19 protein-coding genes are annotated in these 17,072 nt (G+C 39.5%); all 19 read right to left on the bottom strand.

Going from position 1 to position 17,072, the window contains the following annotated elements:
* Window positions 1-21: 21 nt before the first annotated feature.
* The 19 genes from flgL to flhB all read right to left on the bottom strand — a co-directional run bounded on the left by flgL (window position 22) and on the right by flhB (window position 17,070).
* Window positions 22-888, bottom strand: a complete 867-nt coding sequence (gene flgL / locus VXK47_RS02755; protein WP_435547241.1) for a flagellar hook-associated protein FlgL — start codon at window positions 886-888, stop codon at window positions 22-24.
* A gap of 18 nt (window positions 889-906) precedes the next feature.
* Window positions 907-2,661, bottom strand: coding sequence for a flagellar hook-associated protein FlgK (flgK, locus tag VXK47_RS02750; protein ID WP_435547240.1), 1,755 nt, complete (start codon window positions 2,659-2,661; stop codon window positions 907-909).
* A gap of 2 nt (window positions 2,662-2,663) precedes the next feature.
* Complete coding sequence (locus VXK47_RS02745; RefSeq protein ID WP_435547239.1) at window positions 2,664-3,191, bottom strand: flagellar protein FlgN; 528 nt, start codon at window positions 3,189-3,191, stop codon at window positions 2,664-2,666.
* Between the two features lie 57 nt (window positions 3,192-3,248).
* The gene (locus tag VXK47_RS02740; RefSeq protein ID WP_435547238.1) at window positions 3,249-3,527 is read right to left on the bottom strand and encodes a rod-binding protein; all 279 of its coding nucleotides are present in this window, start codon (window positions 3,525-3,527) and stop codon (window positions 3,249-3,251) included.
* 11 nt (window positions 3,528-3,538) lie between these two features.
* Window positions 3,539-4,708, bottom strand: a complete 1,170-nt coding sequence (locus VXK47_RS02735; RefSeq protein ID WP_435547237.1) for a flagellar basal body P-ring protein FlgI — start codon at window positions 4,706-4,708, stop codon at window positions 3,539-3,541.
* The gene (locus VXK47_RS02730; RefSeq protein WP_435547236.1) at window positions 4,692-5,414 is read right to left on the bottom strand and encodes a flagellar basal body L-ring protein FlgH; all 723 of its coding nucleotides are present in this window, start codon (window positions 5,412-5,414) and stop codon (window positions 4,692-4,694) included. The genes VXK47_RS02735 and VXK47_RS02730 overlap by 17 nt, the downstream gene beginning before the upstream one ends.
* A 7-nt stretch (window positions 5,415-5,421) precedes the next feature.
* Window positions 5,422-6,177, bottom strand: coding sequence for a flagella basal body P-ring formation protein FlgA (flgA, locus tag VXK47_RS02725; protein WP_435547235.1), 756 nt, complete (start codon window positions 6,175-6,177; stop codon window positions 5,422-5,424).
* 5 nt (window positions 6,178-6,182) lie between these two features.
* A complete protein-coding gene (gene flgG / locus VXK47_RS02720) occupies window positions 6,183-6,965 on the bottom strand; it encodes a flagellar basal-body rod protein FlgG (RefSeq protein WP_435547234.1) in 783 nt (260 codons plus the stop codon).
* Window positions 6,966-6,982: 17 nt separating this feature from the next.
* Window positions 6,983-7,663, bottom strand: coding sequence for a flagellar hook-basal body protein (locus VXK47_RS02715; protein WP_435547233.1), 681 nt, complete (start codon window positions 7,661-7,663; stop codon window positions 6,983-6,985).
* A gap of 367 nt (window positions 7,664-8,030) precedes the next feature.
* The gene (locus tag VXK47_RS02710; protein ID WP_435547232.1) at window positions 8,031-8,309 is read right to left on the bottom strand and encodes an EscU/YscU/HrcU family type III secretion system export apparatus switch protein; all 279 of its coding nucleotides are present in this window, start codon (window positions 8,307-8,309) and stop codon (window positions 8,031-8,033) included.
* A 52-nt stretch (window positions 8,310-8,361) separates the two neighbouring features.
* Window positions 8,362-9,438 (bottom strand): hypothetical protein, encoded by a 1,077-nt coding sequence (locus VXK47_RS02705; protein WP_435547231.1) that lies wholly within the window; start codon window positions 9,436-9,438, stop codon window positions 8,362-8,364.
* A gap of 12 nt (window positions 9,439-9,450) precedes the next feature.
* Window positions 9,451-9,930 carry a DUF6115 domain-containing protein gene (locus VXK47_RS02700; protein ID WP_435547230.1) on the bottom strand — a complete coding sequence of 160 codons (480 nt, stop codon included), beginning with the start codon at window positions 9,928-9,930 and terminating at the stop codon, window positions 9,451-9,453.
* 2 nt (window positions 9,931-9,932) lie between these two features.
* Window positions 9,933-10,238 (bottom strand): hypothetical protein, encoded by a 306-nt coding sequence (locus tag VXK47_RS02695; protein WP_435547229.1) that lies wholly within the window; start codon window positions 10,236-10,238, stop codon window positions 9,933-9,935.
* 60 nt (window positions 10,239-10,298) lie between these two features.
* Entirely contained in the window at window positions 10,299-11,051 is a 753-nt protein-coding gene (locus VXK47_RS02690; RefSeq protein WP_435547228.1) for a flagellar basal body-associated FliL family protein, read from the bottom strand.
* A 2-nt stretch (window positions 11,052-11,053) separates the two neighbouring features.
* Entirely contained in the window at window positions 11,054-11,821 is a 768-nt protein-coding gene (locus VXK47_RS02685; protein ID WP_435547227.1) for a FliA/WhiG family RNA polymerase sigma factor, read from the bottom strand.
* Window positions 11,802-12,728: a MinD/ParA family protein gene (locus VXK47_RS02680; RefSeq protein ID WP_435547226.1), complete on the bottom strand. Its 927-nt coding sequence runs from the start codon at window positions 12,726-12,728 to the stop codon at window positions 11,802-11,804. Before VXK47_RS02680 ends, VXK47_RS02685 begins: the two co-directional genes overlap by 20 nt.
* A gap of 101 nt (window positions 12,729-12,829) precedes the next feature.
* Window positions 12,830-13,885, bottom strand: coding sequence for a hypothetical protein (locus tag VXK47_RS02675; RefSeq protein WP_435547225.1), 1,056 nt, complete (start codon window positions 13,883-13,885; stop codon window positions 12,830-12,832).
* A complete protein-coding gene (flhA, locus tag VXK47_RS02670; protein WP_435547224.1) occupies window positions 13,872-15,962 on the bottom strand; it encodes a flagellar biosynthesis protein FlhA in 2,091 nt (696 codons plus the stop codon). Before flhA ends, VXK47_RS02675 begins: the two co-directional genes overlap by 14 nt.
* A gap of 37 nt (window positions 15,963-15,999) precedes the next feature.
* Window positions 16,000-17,070 carry an EscU/YscU/HrcU family type III secretion system export apparatus switch protein gene (flhB, locus tag VXK47_RS02665; protein ID WP_435547223.1) on the bottom strand — a complete coding sequence of 357 codons (1,071 nt, stop codon included), beginning with the start codon at window positions 17,068-17,070 and terminating at the stop codon, window positions 16,000-16,002.
* Between the last annotated feature and the right edge of the window lie 2 nt (window positions 17,071-17,072).

The following is a 17,072-nucleotide window of genomic DNA, read 5'->3' as shown; positions in this document are numbered from 1 at the left end:
CCATGGCTCTTTTCCAAGTAATTATTTCAAATAGTCTACCAGACTCAATTGCATTACCTTGCTGGAAGAGTTTAAAGCAGCTTGATAGGCGAGTTCTTTTTCTTTAACATTAATAATTGCGTCTGCTATATCGGCATCTTCAATAGCAGAAACCCGGTCTGTATTGACAAGCTTAGAATCCTGAAATATCTGTTCTTTAATTTCCATTCGGTTCATTTTGGAGCCGATATCGGATATCTTGTTAGTTATATCATTAAAATGACGAGTCAAACTATCGAGACTTGCCTGAATCCCATCTATATTATTACCTGTTAGGTTGTTTTTTAAATCATTTAGAGTAGTAAATATAGTTCCAAAGACTCCCTGGCCGTTACTTCCAACTGAAGCAGTAGTATTTATTCCTATTTTTATGGCAAACGGCTCATCGTTTCCTAAATAGTTTCCGTCCTGATCAAAAGCGGCGGAATCCGTTTTTGTTCCTGAAAAAATATATCTTCCGCTTACTTCTGTGTTTGCAAGCGATAAAATCTCATCCAGTGTGTTTTGAACGGTTGCCGCTGCTGAAGCTCTTTGTGAAGCTCCTGTCGTAGAGGAAGCCATTTGAACACATAACGCTTTTGTATCGGAAATCAGATCCTGCACACCGGTCAATGCAGATTCTGATGCGGATAACCAGGATTTCCCCAAAGACACATTTCTTCCCAACTGGTCAAGACCGGAGATAACGGACTTGATCTTCAATGATTGGGTTAGGCCGACCGGATCATCCGACAAATCCGAAATAAGTTTGCCTGAAGAAGCGATTTGGTTAGCTTTGCTCATCTCTTCGCTGATCTTACCCAGATTGTATCTGACAGAATCATAAACGGTTTTATTTGTAACCCGCATAATTTCATTCCCCCTACTCTACTTTACATTAAGCAGAGTGTCCAGCATTTCATCCGCAATGCTGATCAGTTTTGCCGCTGCCGTATAAGCTTGCTGAAATTTTATCAGATTGGCCATCTCTTCATCTAATGACACAGCGGATATGCTGTCTCTTAGGCCGCTTATCTTGTCAAACATCACTTTATTAAAGTCTTTACTGTTTGATACACCCGCAGAAGCTGTTCCGATTGAACCAGCCAGTGAATGATAATAGTCTTCAAGGCTGGTTGTTACACTTCCTTCCGTGTTTCCATTTATCCTGTCACATGTCCAGATTGATATTGGTATGGACGTATTCTGTAAATCAGATATGGAAATTGCATTGGAATTATCCCCTGAAGCAATAGAGCCATCGCTCCCTACTCTGGCTGCAGCAATAGAATTCATATTTGAACTGATCGTATCGTTTACCGATATGTCCCCCGCGCTTGAACCTGAAAAAAAAGTATTTATACCAAGAGCGGCTAATACATTGCTCGTGTCTTCGGAAAATGCGAAAGTATAACCGTTGTCAGCCGTGATTTTTAAAGTGTTATCGGTAGTTATAGTAGCATCAATATTGACGTCAACCAAATCGATCGCGCTTTCTAAATCCTCAAGAGTTGTACCGGCGGTTATATTTATAGGGGTTGCCCCTGTACCTACCACATTCCCGTCAGCGTCATAAACCCACAAATTAAAACTGCCTGCCTGAACTTTGGAATAATAGTCAAGCCCTGAACTGGCAGTGCTCATAGCTTGATTCGTAGCTGTAGCCCCATACGTTCCGGTTACAGTCGATAAAGTACTTAAGCCAACACCTTGACTATGCTGTTGATTTACCGACCATGCTAATTCTTTAGTTAATGAGTCCATATCCAGTTGATACTTGGAGAGGATCTGGTCGCGCATATCAAGCCATCCGCCTAGTTTCCCGTTTGTAATATAGCCCGTAATATCGGTAGTTGAGCCCCCTGAACCCTGCCACTCAACCTTGTTTCCATTCACTCCTCCAAGGGCAAGCTCGGAACTGTCATTTCCGTTAACCAATACGCAGCCTCTTGCTGTGACTACAGTAAGAGTTCCATTATCCTGTTCAAAAGATTTTACGTCAATGTATCCCGAGAGTTGCGATATCAGCTCATTGCGCTTATCCCTCAAATCGTTGGCTATGCTAGCGCTTTCCATTCCGACAATTTGCTTGTTGGTCTTTGCAATTTCACTGGTAAGCTGATTTATATTGCCGATTCCCGAACTTATTGAGTTAGTTAAATTTATTTCAACCTGGCGCATGCTCAAATCAAGAGTATTAAGCTGATCTGCAAGCTGGACACTATACTCATAAAGAGCGCTGCGTTCAGGATATCCAGCCGGGTTATTTGAAATATCCTGCCATAAATTCCAGAAATCAGACATCATGTTACTCATGCTTGTTTCTGAATCTTCATTAAAGATTCCTTCAAGAACCTTCATATAGTTTTCCATTTCTTCATAGGAAGACAAATCCGATTTCTGCTGCATAAGCTGGTTTTCAATAAACTGATCGGAAATCCTCCTTACCGTGCTTATATCCACACCTCGTCCAAGAAGCAAATTGCTATATGAGCCGGGAAGTTTCGCTTCATAAATTGGGTTTTGCCTGGTATAACCGTTGGTATTAACATTTGCTATATTATGAGATGTTATTTCAATACCGTAGCGCTGGGCAGACAAAGCGCTGTTTGCAATATCCCCTACCAGTCCCAAACTCGACATGATCAGACCTCCCTGCTCATAAACATTTTATTTCCTGAATGGCTAAACCTTCGCTTGTTATTATATATTACTTCCTGGTTAACCTGGCCGGTTATTATTGATATAATTTCATCAAGAAATTGAAGTGAATGTTCAACTGTCTCCGTATTGATTTTGCGCATCGCGTCAATCTCGCTTTTAAGCTTTTGCAGAAAATAATATAATCTGTGGAATTTGGGTTTATCCTTTTCATCTGCAATTTCTGTTATCAGAACCGGAAGCTGTGAATATATTTTAAAATCGGCGGCTTTTTCCAATCGGTCAAAATGTTTTTTATCCAATTTGGGACGAATGATGGAAAAGATATTTTGCTCTATGGAATTTATCCTTGAGCACAGGTCGTTTTTTTCTTTTGATATATTCCATAGATTGTCCAAATCCATATTCATTAATACTTCTCTTTCCTTTTTGAAACAATTGAGAAGTTCAGTATAAAGAAATATCTCTTCATGCAGGCCATTTTCAAGAAACTCAAATATTGTATCTTCCATAAAGCAAACTCTCCAGATTGGTTATCGGCAGATTCAGCCCTTTTCTAAAAAAATTATTTATTTTCTATCCATAAGCTGCTCGAAAAGCATGTTTGCCAGCCCCATTCCCCCGTTTCCTGCCATCTCTTCACTTAATTTTTCATCATGCATCGAATACAGCATATCGCTCTCATGGCTTTTATCGGCCATGCCCGAATCAGATACACTTGCCCGCATGGTTTTTAGCATATAGGTAAGAAAAATTGCTTCAAAATCCTGACATGTCTTTTTCAGTTTTTCCTGTGAGGCCTTTTGAATATCAACCGGAACAGGAGCCTGTCCAATATTTTTAATCATATTCAATCCTTTTAAATTATTTCCAGTTCGGCCTGGAGCGCCCCTGCCGCTTTAATTGTTTGCAGAATAGTGATAAGATCTCTTGGCGTCACGCCTATCGCATTTAGCGCCCGCACCAGTTCGCCAACAGTCTTTCCACTATTTATCAAAAGCAGGCTTGCTTTTTCTTCATTGGTATTTATCTCCGTATTCGGAGTGACAACGGTAGCTCCTCCGGGCGCAACTACAGTACCGTTTTTCATCTGAGTAGGAGCCGTGTTTATAGAACGGGAAACTCCGAGCGGTGATGGCTGTGAAACATCCTTTGTCTCTTTTATCTGGATGTTCAGATTGCCGTGTGCAACGGCAACAATCGAAATTGTGACGTTTTCTCCGATTACAACGGTGCCTGTTTTTTCATTGACTATAACTTTGGCCACAATATCCGGTTTAACCTCCAGATCACCAAGTTTTGCAAGCAGACCGACTACATCATTTTGGTATGCCTGAGGAACTGTAATTTTAAGAGTGCCGGAATCGACCGGTTTGGCAAGATCCTCTCCGAATTGGGTCTTGATTGCTTCGGCAACTCTTGTTGCAGTCACAAAATCAGGATTATCCAGCATAAGAGTCAGATCATTTCTGTTTTCAAGTGATAAAAGAACTTCTTTTTCAACTGTTGCACCATTTACTATTCTTCCAACCGTTGGATGGTTCTTTGTTACTCCGCCGCCCGCATCTCCACCGGAGCTGAAGCCGCCTACTACAATAGGTCCTTGAGCCAGCGCATATATCTTCCCGTCAACACCTTTTAACGGGGTAAGCAGAAGTGTTCCTCCCAGAAGGCTTTTGGCATCACCAATGGAAGAAACCGTTACATCTATCTTTTTCCCGGTCCGTGCAAACGGCGGCAATTCTGCGTTTACCATAACCGCAGCAATATTGTTTACCTTTATATCACTCGGGCTCACATGTATTCCCATATTTTCCATCATATTAGCAAGGGCTTGAATTGTAAAGGTAGTGCCGTTCTTGTCTCCGCTGCCGTTGAGCCCGATGATTAAACCATAACCGAAAAGCTGGTTTGACCGGATACCTTTGATAGAAGACAAGTCTTTAATCCGTGCCGAAAATCCCTCGGAAGGAATAAGCAGGCACAGTACCACTATCAGTAAAAATAATATCTTAAAACGGCCATACATAATCAATAACCCCCATAAGCCATCCGGGTCTTTGTTTATCTGCTACAGGACCCTTTCCGGAATAAGAAATTTTAGCCTCAGCAACATAGGCGGAAGATACCTCGTTTGCCGTACTGATATCCTCAGCTCTTACTATTCCGGATAATGTAATATATTCTGTTTCGCTGTTAACTTTTACTTCCCGTCTGCCGCTTATAAGCATGTTCCCGTTTGGGAATACCTGTAAAACTACGGCAGACACATATGCTTTCACATGCCCGTCTCTGTCGCTGGAGCCTTGTCCGTCAAATTTTGTACCCAAGGATGCAGTTATCAGATCATCAGTTCCCGGATTTTGGGCAAGATTGGGATTTTTTTGCGCAAGCGCCTTCATATAACCTAAAAATTCCAGTTTTGCGTTTGCACTGGATGACCTGTTCGTACTTGTGTTTGCATTAAGTTCTGCTTCAGGATCTTCAACAATTCTTACGATCACTAAATCTCCAACACGCCGCGCTCTTCTGTCAGGAAAAAGAAAAGAGCCTTCAGATTCCGACCATAAAGAGCCTTCCGATTTTTCAGGAGGCTGGTAGGCATAAGGAGCCTGATCTCCGGCAGTACTTTTTACTTCGGTTTTGGCAGCCTGTTTAATATATTGAGACCCGGCTGAACAACCTGAAATCAGAACTATTATAATGCATAATGCTGCAATATTTTTTGGAATCATCTTATCCTCAAAAATCCACCACTACGGTTGAATCATTAACAATCTTTGCATAAACGCTTTTTTTACTCATCGTATTCTGAACCTTGATATAATCACCCATATATCCTTTCTCAAGAATTCTTCCTGGCGCTGTAATCCTTATGCTTCCATGCTCCGCAAGTATCGTGACCATATCTCCTTTGTTAACAAGCGGAGTTTTCTTCAGCATCCACTCTTTAAGACAATCGTTATCTTTTATATCATGTTTGGCCATGAAACCGATCGCCTGGTCTACATCCTTAAGGGTGTCTGAATTAAGACGGGAGATATTTTTTCTTTCAAGATGTATATCACCGGCAGTAATAACATCTCCTCTGTTTAAATTATGAGATGCGCAAACAACAGAATCGAAGACATCAACCCAGCCCGAAAGCTTAACTTCCGTTTTTGGGATATCATCTATGCTGACAATGGCAATCAGCCGCACATATCCTGTAAGTTCTTCACGACCTTTATCGAACAATTCCAAAGACACTTTGCCTGCTGGAAGCGGTTTATCGCCGCTGATAGTAAATCTGGACAAAATAATATCATCTTTTTTCTTTTCCAGGCGCGAACAGATAAACTGGCTGCAGGCTTCTCTGAATATGGATTCCGGTATTATCTGAGTTGAATCATCCGGTGACCTCATCTTTTGAGCATTTTCATTTGAACTGGCTTCGAAAGCTGAGCCAAAAAGCAAAAGGCATATAAGAATAATGATTGTGCTGACGGATTTACTCATTATTATTACCTCTTGATGTTATTTGCCATCTGCAGCATATTATCCGCAGTTTGAATTGATTTGCTGGAAACCTCATAAGCCCTTTGAGCCATAATCATAGCTACCATCTCTTCAACAACATCCACATTTGACATCTCGATAAAGCCCTGTGCAATTGTACCCATTCCATCTGAGCCTGGCGCAGCTGCAATGGCATCACCTGAAGCATCGGTTTTTCTGTAAAGATTATGTCCCATGCTGAAGAGCCCTGCCGGATTCGTAAAAGAGTGTAACTCTATCACACCAACCACAGTACCTTGTCCGGAAGGGCCAAAAGCAGTTACTGTTCCGGATTTATCAATACTAATTGTCATTGTATCCGAAGGGATTGTCATTGCAGGCTGTAATTTTTCACCGTTAGGAGTGCATATATTTCCATCCTTATCCATCTTAAAATTACCTGCCCGGGTATAAACCTCTTCATCATTACTTATAACCTTGAAAAACCCCTTTCCTTCTATTGAGAGGTCCAGTTCATTTTTCGTTTCCTTGAAATCACCCTGCATAAACATTTTTTGAACACTGACCGGCATTGTTCCCATGCCGACCTGGATACCGCCCGGTATCTGATCTCCCGAAGTAGTAGTTGATCCGCCCTGACTCATAGTCTGGTACATAAGATCCTGAAAATCAGGCCTGCTCTTCTTGAATCCAACAGTATTCACGTTAGCAAGGTTATTGGAAATAACATCAATCATCATTTTCTGTGCATCCATTCCGGATGCAGCCGACCACATTCCTCTAAGCATAAGTATCTCCTGTGTTATTACAGTAATTCAGAATCATTGACCATTTTGCCTGTTGTCTCATCAGTATTCTGAAGCGCTTTTTGAATTGATTCAAAAGTTCTGAGCGTTTCAACCATCCTGATCATTTCTTCAGTTACATTTACGTTAGATTTTTCTATATAACTTTGCTTAATGCTGACTTTCTCTGCGCTTGTTATGTTTTTAGCTTCTCCATCATATACATAGTAATTCATGCCCTCTTTTTTCAGAAGCTTGGAATCCTTGATATCTGCAACAAATATTTTATCACCGGGGTTGCCGTCTTCTGTTATCTGGCCGTCACTTCCGATGACGATATTATTTCCGGTTAAAGTAATCGGACCATTTTTTCCCAGCACTTTATCTCCGTTACGATTAACCAGCATACCGTCTCTGTTGAGGCTGAATGCCCCATCTCTTGAATATTTAATGCCGGAAGCTGTCTGGATCTTGAAAAAGCCCGGACCTTCAAGTGCAACATCAAATGCATTGCCCGTAAAAACGATTGGGCCGGAAGATAAATCGATAGAAGATCTGTTCAAAGAAAGATTTTGATCAAAAGATACTATATCCTGCTTAAAAGCATTAGTATTTACATTAGCAAGATTGTTTGAAAGGGTATCAAACCTGAGCTGCTGTATCAATGAACCCTCAACCAAACTATAATTACTTGATATCATTTTTCACCTCGTTTCTATTTGTTCCACTGATAAAAAGCCTATTAACGGCTTTTTATGATTTAACCCTGCTTCCGAACAGAATTTGATAAATACTAAAAGCAATATCGGTGCCAGATAATGATTAATCTTAATGTATAAAAAGCCGTTTTAAAGATGTTTAAGCCAGGTTGGGTCAAGATGGGCGTATAATTCATGGAACCGAAATCATGAATTATATAAGATAGTTTTACAATATAATAAAAAGGCATATTTTTTGGTCTTAAATCTGCTTTTTTAAATAAATTAAAATCAAAAAGCACGGGCAGAAAAAGTTAATGAAATATGATCTGAATTAACAGGCAACACTGATAAGGGGGGAATATTTTTCCTACCGGGACATTTTTTTTCCGTTTAAGGAATAGACGAAAACAAGTATTTCTGCGACAACCTTATATAGATCAGACGGAATCTCCTGATCGGGTTTAAGCTGCGATAACATTTCAACCAAATCAGGATCACTGTGAATATGAATATTATGTTCTTTGGCAACCTGAATAATCTTTTCCGCAAGCTTTCCCTTACCTGTTGCTATAACTCGTGGTGCTTGCTCGCGCTCCGGAACATATCTTAATGCGACTGCCTTATTTAATTCATTTTTTAAAGTCATCTATTGTTATCCTTTTGGGCAACAAAGCAGAAAGGAGCTTTTTATATAACATCTATCCTACAAGGTTGATATTGTTTTCTGTGGTTTGAATTATATCCAGTATAAGTGGCTCTGTGACAACTTCGGGTTCTTTAAGCCGGCATTCAATATGCCGTACTGAAAATCCTATCTTCTCAAGATTCTTTGCAAAATATTTTATGCCGTCTTCTAATAATTCGACAGTATCGGCGGTAACAGCTATAAAAACCCCGTACACCATTTTGTCTTTTAAAGTAAAATCCGCCCGGATCGGACCAATGCCCGACAAATCAAGTAATAAGGATACCTTCAGGGGGGCTTTATCTTCCGCAGATTCTTCAGGAGCATCCTTTGATATCACTGGTAATTGGATCAGTAATTGAGCAATACAAAAATGCCCATCAGGAAATAGGAGAGGCAAGGGAATAAATATCTTTTTTTCCTGGTCAAGACCGGATACATCAAGCATCTGCAGATTCTTTATAACAGAAAGTAATTGTTTGGTCTCACCATCATCTGTTTTTGAAATAAAATCTGCAAGCAATCCTTTTATATCATTTTTTAAGATCTGGCTTATTTGTTTGGCTTCCGGTGGATTTTTCTCTATAGCCATTTTTAGTTTTGCCTCAAAAAACAAACCGGAACGATCAATAATTTCCTTTAAATACTCGACATTACCGGATTCAAATAGTTTTTTCGGCAGATTTTCTATAATTTGGCTATATGACATCTTTAATGGCGCCATATCTTTGACGGCTGCAATTTTTTCAAATACAGTCTTCCATAAATTATCTTTTATAGCAGATAGTATGGTTGAAATATTTGCAGGTTCAGGTTTTATTAATTGAAGGCCAAGCGATCTTAAAACCGGTACCGGCGATGATTTCACAACTGTAAAAATCAAATCCGCCCCAATTTTCAATGGAAGCAGAGTCTTTGCGCTAAAATTTTGTCCTTTAATACTGATAATCGCAGTTTCCGGATCAAGAATTTTAAAAACTCTTCCTTTAATGATTTCATTTTCAGCAAAGTTGGCTGGACTTGCCAAACGTCCTGAATCCGAGTCATGGATCATGGCTTTGGAATTAATCAGATTATTAAGTTCGATCATAATAGATTTCGGCTATGTTATATCCGGTTGGTTTTTATATAGGTCAAGAATCAATTTAACTTCGCCTTTTGGAATCGAAAGCCTGTTTGCAATTTCTTCCACATTACAGCCTTTAATATTCAGTTCGATAATCTCTTTTTGCTTGACAGTAATCGACTTTGCGGACTGACCGCCCTGAGAGTCTTTCTTATCATTACAGGAAAGAATTATATCAGCTCTGTTTAAAAGCATATTAATGCTGTCTATACGTCCGTCCAGTTGTTCGTTTATCTTTTTGATCATGTCGTATTTTGCCTTGACTTCTTTACTGAAATATCCGCTTATCTGGTCCGCATCAGTCAGCAAAGATTCAAAAATCTTTATACCTTCTTCAAATCTATCCGCTTTCGGCATCATTCTTATTTTTCTGATCAGGTATATGCATGTGAATATCATGAAGATATCAATGCTTATCAGGAGTATAATTAAATGCTTAATATCAAAAATTGACATATTTACACCGTAATATCTATAATATGATCACCGGAAGGCATGGATTCGTTTTCATCGGTATCTTCTGAAGAATCTGTTTGTTCCCTGTTTTGCCTTGCCATTTTACTTCTTTCATTTTCATTTCCGATTTCCACATGACTGCCGGCATTAGATTCAACAACCTTTTCCTTGTCTTCTTTTTTCCTGATTTCCGCGTGTTGGGTAACATACTGCTGATTTAATTCCAGACTCTGCTTAGTGACATTGTGTATTTCCTTAATAGCAGTGCTCTGGCTTAAGACTATATTGATATTTGAAGAGCTGCTCATTTTATTATTTACCCATTAAGTGTTAAAATATATGACTGACTCCATGAATGGTTTCAATTATCAAACAGCGTGATATTTAGTAATAAATACTTCATGAATTTTACCATTTTCAAGAACTGCATTAATCCCGGATTTTATGTCATTTTTCAAATCAACCGCTGCTGGAATCGAATCCGCACCTTCAATCTTTTTTAATAATATATCGTATATTATTTTTCTGATCTCATTTTGTTTCTCTGTTATTTCCGTTTGTATATTTTTCCCTGAAGCATCAAAAGAAATATCAATCAGCATGTATGTGTAATACTTGCTGCCTTCACAGGGAACTATAAACGGCTCGAATACTAATGCCTGTTTTTCGATTTTAGCAGTAATTTTTGTTGCCTTTATCAGCGGACTACCGGCTTCAGGTTGTCTTAAGATAAAAAAATATACAACTGATAACAGAAGACACAAAAGGATAACTATGCCTGATATCTTATGAACAACCGTAAATTTTTTTTTGCCGGCATAGCATTCTTTTTTATCAACTATGACCGTATTTTTCCTGCTTTCGGGTGAATCGACATGTACTGTTTCTCCTTCAATTATACTATCCGGCCTGTCAGATTCTTTGCTTGCCAGCCGCTTATCGCTGTCAGATTCGTCAAGTTCGTTACCTTTGAACCGGACATCACTTCCCGGGTTATCAAGCTCATTTCCGCTGAACTGGTCATCAAGCTCATCTCCGTTAAATTGCAAATTACTTTCAGGTTCGTCAAGCTCGTTTCCTGCGAATTGTTCATCGTCAATATCAGTTTTATTCGGATCCATTCTTAACCTTCAAAATATGCCTTAAGCTTCGACCTTAGTATAATGATTGCTTTGGAATGTATCTGGGATATACGTGATTCAGTCAATCCCATTATTTCTGCAATTTCCTTTAAAGTCATCTCGTCATAATAATACAAAGAGATAACCATTTGCACTTTTTCGGGCAGATTAGCTAAAGCGCTTGCAATTACTTTTTCGATTTCACTTTTTTTGACTTTGTCCAGAGGAGAGGGATTATCCGATTCCAATCTGTTAACAGTTGTAACCGAGGTGCCAAGAGCCGGTTCATCAAGGCTCAAAAGGTTAACATTATGGGTTCTGTCTATTATTTTGTAAAAATCTTCAAGATTGACTCCAAGTTCTTCTGCAATCTCATGATCCTCAGGAGTCCGGCCCAGTTTTGTCTGAGCAGCTGTCACAGCCGTCTCAACTTTCTGAATATCTTTTCTTACAGATCTTGGTATCCAGTCCAGCTTTCTCATTTCATCTAAAATAGCACCTCTTATCCTGTATGATGCATAGGTTTCAAACTTGATACCCCTGCTTGAATCAAAATTTTCTATAGCATCAAACAAGCCTATTATTCCGGCACTGTTCAAGTCATCCCTTGAAATATGCGATGGCATCCTATTCGCCAGCCTGTCGGAAATATATTTTACCAGCGGTGCATATTTCAGTATGAGTTCTTCTCTGTAGTTTTCCTTTTCTTCTTCAAAGCTAAGCTGGGAAGTTTCTACATATCTATTTATTTCAGCACTTATTGTCAGCATCTGTTACCCCGGCTATTAGTCGTTTCCAGAAAAATTTAATATTACCGTCAATCTGGGCGTTGTTTTCCCTTTTTGACAGATAGTCGGCCACCAACTTAAAACATTTGCAAGATGAGGAGTCCGGATAAGCGAGCATAACCGGTTTTCTGCGTGCTACAGCTTCCCTCAGAAGATTGTCCCTGGGAATAAAACCTGCATATTCAATAGAAATCCCCCCCATAAATTTATCCACAACTTTTGTGAACTTGCCATAAACGGATTTTGCTTCCTTTTCGTCATTCACCATATTAAGTAAAAGATAAAAACTTTTAATTCCGTATTTGAAATATAATATTTTTATGAGCGCATATGCATCGGTTACGGATGTTGGTTCAGGAGTTACAACAATTATTCTTTCTTCAGCAGCAAGATTGAAATATATAACATTTGATGATACTCCTGCACCAGTATCAACAAGCAGCAAATCATACACGCGGTTTAGCATATCAAACTCATTCAAAAGATTCATCTTCTGGCCTTCGGTCAGCTGAGTCAATTCCTGAACGCCAGAACTTGCCGGTATAATATCCACACCTTCAGGGCCTTTAAAAATAACCTGAGAGAGTTCCTTCTCTCCGTTTATAATGTTTTCGATATTGTATTTCGGATTGAGACCAAAAATAATATCTATATTCGCCAAACCAAGATCTGCATCAAAAATCAAAACACGGTTGCCAAGTCTCCTGAACGCAATCGCAAGATTAACAACTATATTGGTTTTACCGACACCACCTTTTCCGCTGGCGAAAGCAATTACTCTGGGTCCTTTGGCTTTGATATTCGGTTCAACAGCCCCGGTTCTTTTTTGTTTGATAATATTTTGAGATTCGATTTCAACCATTTGTCTCAAATTTGTTGCCTGATCCATTAAAGTATGCTCCAGTCAATTTATATATTTCATTATCTTCCTTACTTCTGAGATAATTATATTCCGGCTCTCAGCCTGCTGACGGACTTTTTAAAAGGCCATCAATTCTTATTAAACAACAGCTTTGCTACCCTGTTTTTCGAAGCATGTTCAATATCATCAGGAACATTTTGTCCTGTTGTCAGATATGATACAGGAAGCTGCTTCTTCATTAATTGATTTATAACAGATCCATACTTTTCAGATTCATCCAGCTTTGTAAAAATATAGCTCTTGTATTCAAGCAGACTGAAATTAATTGCTATCTTATTCATTTCCTCTTCCGCCGTTGCGACATTGAGAAGTAAATGGGATTCTATTTTCAAATCGTCAGTAATTATATTCCTTAACTCTTCAATTCTTTTTCCATCGTATTGACTCTGGCCGGCGGTATCAATTATGATTGCATCCACATTACTTAACCTTCCTATTGCTGCTACCAGATCTTTCCTGTTGAATGCAGGCATACAGGGAATACCCAAAATATTAGCATATGTCTTAAGTTGCTCTATTGCTCCTATACGATAATTATCTATAGAAATTAACCCTACTTTTATTTTGTTTTTTAGCGTAAGTTGCGCGGCAAGCTTTGCAATAGTTGTTGTTTTACCCACTCCGGTAGTTCCGATCATAGCAGTAATAATCTGTTTGCCGTTTGTGTTTTCGAAAGGTTTGCAGATTTCGATTTGTTCGATCATAGCCTTGACCGTATCTGTTTTGACTGCTTTTATATTATCCGGGCCTTCATTGTTGAATGCTCCCCCTTTTTCGAGGAATTTTCTTGCATAATGTTCATTGACGCCGTTTCTGATCAGCTTTGCGTAAATAGACAGCGTTTCAGGTTTCATCATTAATTTATCAGCAGCACCTTCGGAATGATTCAGGATATAAATCATTTCCTTGATGTTCAGAAGCTCGGATTTAACGTCTTCGTAACTACCGGAAGAGGTATTAATAATATCTGCACTAGAGGCTATTGCAGATATTTCAAATATATTGCCGCTCACATTTTCCTTAAGTTGTTTGGAAGATAAAATAACAGCATCCTGGCCCAGTTCATTCTTAACCATTGAGACAGCATCGCCGATTGTCTTCGCTTTATACTTACGAATTTGCACTGTTTAACCTTACCTCTCCGATTGAAGTGAATTTTATATCGCTTAACAGTTCGCTATGTGACAATACTTTCAATGAAGGAACGAAATATTCCACCATCTTTTTTAAATGTCTTCGCAAAGCCGGACTTGTCAGAATAATCGGCTGCATAAAATGTATCATCGCTTTTTCGGATTCTTCTTTGATCGAATCCAGAAGCTGGCCAGCCAAACCAGGATCAACAGCAAGATATGAGCCGTGTTCCGTTTTCTGAATATTTTTAAGAAGGAGGTTTTCAACATCGGGAGACATCGTAATAAGATTTAAACCTCCATTCTCATCCAGATAAGGGCCGATGATGGAACGGGCCAGTTTATGCCGGACATATTCAGTCAGCAGTTCCGGATCTTTTGTGATAGTTGCATAATCTGCAAGTGTTTCAACAATGGTCAACATATCTTTTATGGCTACTTGTTCTTTTAAAAGATTTTGTAAAACCTTCTGCACACCACCCAGCGAAAGAAGATTCGGCACAAGCTCTTCAACTACTTTAGGATATGATTTGCTAAGATTGTTCAAAAGATTTTGTACTTCCTGCCTGCCCAAAAGTTCCCATGCATGCTTTCTGAGCACCTCAGTTAAATGAGTAGCCATTATGGTTACATTATCAACAACCGTATAGCCGGCTATGCTTGCTTCTTCTTTTTTCGTTTTCGGAATCCAGACAGCAGGCAGGTTAAAGGAAGGTTCAAAAGTATCGATTCCTTCGATTTTTCTGGTAGCATCGCCAGGATCCATAGCAAGATAGTGGTTTACCATTAGATCCGAGCCTGCAATTTTTACTCCTTTCAGAAGAATCCGGTATTCTGAAGATTTTAACTGAAGATTATCTCTGATGTGGATCGGCTGCATTATAATTCCCAGTTCAACGGCAAACTGGCGGCGAATAGAGCGAACCTTATCGAGAAATTCGCCACCCTGCTCTTTATCCACCAGTGAAATAAGACCATATCCTACTTCAAGCTCCAGGATATCAACAAGCAGCAGGTGCTCAACTACTTCAGGAGAAGCTTCAACCGCTTCCTTTTTGCTCTCCATTGCCTTTTCACTCTCGGATGCTATTACTTTTTGTCTCAGAAAATATACGGAACCCCCGATAATAAGAGAAAGTATGATAAAAGAAAAATGCGGCAATCCGGGTATAAGGCCGAACAGAAATATCGTAACAGAAGACAGATAAATTGCCTTATGATACCCAAAAAACTGCTTTCCGAACTCCTTGCCCATTGTTTCATTGGATCCGGATCTGCTGAGTACTATGCCGGCTGCAGTAGATATAAGCAGCGCCGGAATTTGCGATACCAGACCATCGCCGACCGTCAACAAGGTGTAATATTGAGCGGCATCGATTATCGGTAGTTGTTTTTGAAATACACCTATAATAAACCCGGCTATTATATTGATCAGAGTTATAATGATACCGGCTATAGCGTCACCTCTGACAAACTTAGCGGCGCCATCCATTGCTCCGTTAAATTCCGCTTCTCTTGCTACCACAGTTCTACGCTTTCTAGCCTCTTTTTCATCTATCATTCCGGCATTCAGATCAGCGTCTATACTCATCTGCTTGCCGGGCATCGCATCCAGCGTAAATCTTGCTGCTACTTCAGCGATTCTTGAAGCGCCCTTGGTAATTACAACAAAGTTAACTATAACCAGTATAATAAAAACAATCATGCCTACCACGTAATTACCGCCTACAACAAAGTTTCCAAACGACATAATAACTTTTCCGGCGGCTGTTGCACCTTCATTTCCATGCAGAAGTATTAAACGGGTTGAAGCCACATTCAAAGAGAGCCTGAACAGAGTTGTCAGAAGAAGTAAAGTCGGAAAAATTGAAAAATCCAGAGGAGTGAGAGTGAACATGGAAATAAGCAGTATAGTGACAGCAAGTGTAATATTTATAGCCAGGAGAAAATCAAGAAGCACCGGTGGTACCGGAATAATCATTACCAGGAGAACCGCTATTACGCCTACAGCCGATAATATTTCGCTGTTTGACGCCATGCCTGTTTTTATCCCTATGGTTTCTTCCATTTCTTATTCACCCACCAGCTCTGCTGTTAATGACACGTTAACGATTATAATTGCCTTTTAATTTATAGATATATGCCAGAACCCCGGCTACCGCCTGATAAAGATCAGCCGGGATTTCCCTGCCGATTTCCACAAGCTTGTACAGATTCCGGGCAAGTTCTTTGTTTTCCACCACCGGAATATTATGATCTGCTGCAAGGCTTTTTATCCTTGCAGCAATTTCCCCCGCGCCCTTGGCTATAACCTTAGGAGCATTCATTTCAAGGCCGTTGTACTTAATGGCAACTGCAAAATGAGTCGGGTTTGTAATAATCACATCCGCCTTGGGAACGTCCTGCATCATCCTTTTTCTGGCCATTTCCATCTGAATGGCTCTGATTCTTGATTTGACCTGCGGGTCACCTTCTGTTTTTTTATATTCATCTTTAATTTCCTGCTTGCTCATTTTAATTCTTTTTTCGAATTCCCATCTCTGATAGGCGTAGTCAATTACAACGAGAACCAGCATTGCAATAGAGCATTTCAGAAAGATATTATAAAAAGTAGCGAAGATATAATGAAAAATAGACACAAGTTCGAGCTCACCAAGCATGGAAACATTATCCATCTCGTGAGTTATGGTTAAATAAGCTGTTGCACCCACAATGATAAGCTTCACCATTGATTTAAACAGCTCCATTACTGATTGCATGGAAACTAATCTTTTTAGCCCTTTGAACGGATTTAGTTTTGAAAATTTTGGTTTAATCAGTTCTCCGGATACCATAAAACCAACCTGCGCTATATTGGACAAAACAGCCCCGGCAAAAACAGCAGCAAGAAGAGGGGCCAAAATCACAACAAAAGAAATAATAAGATGCCGGGAAAATTCCATAACACCATGAATAGTCAGATCAGTTATAGTTGGGTTGGATAATAAACTTTTCGTTATTTCCTGAACCTTTGAAAGCATAAAAGAACCGTAGATTCCCATGGCAAACAGTCCGGAGAAAAGAACGACAACAGAAGAAAGCTCTTTGCTTTTTGCTACCTCTCCTTTTTTCCGTATGTCTTCTCGCTTTTTTGGGGTAGGTTTCTCGGTTTTTTCCCCGCTTGCTTCCTCGGCCATTG

Source organism: Desulfobacterium sp. N47 (assembly GCF_051233685.1).
Taxonomy (GTDB): Bacteria; Desulfobacterota; Desulfobacteria; order Desulfobacterales; family RPRI01; genus RPRI01.
Note: the sequence above shows the minus strand (reverse complement) of the source record. Positions and strands in the feature narration are given on the sequence as shown.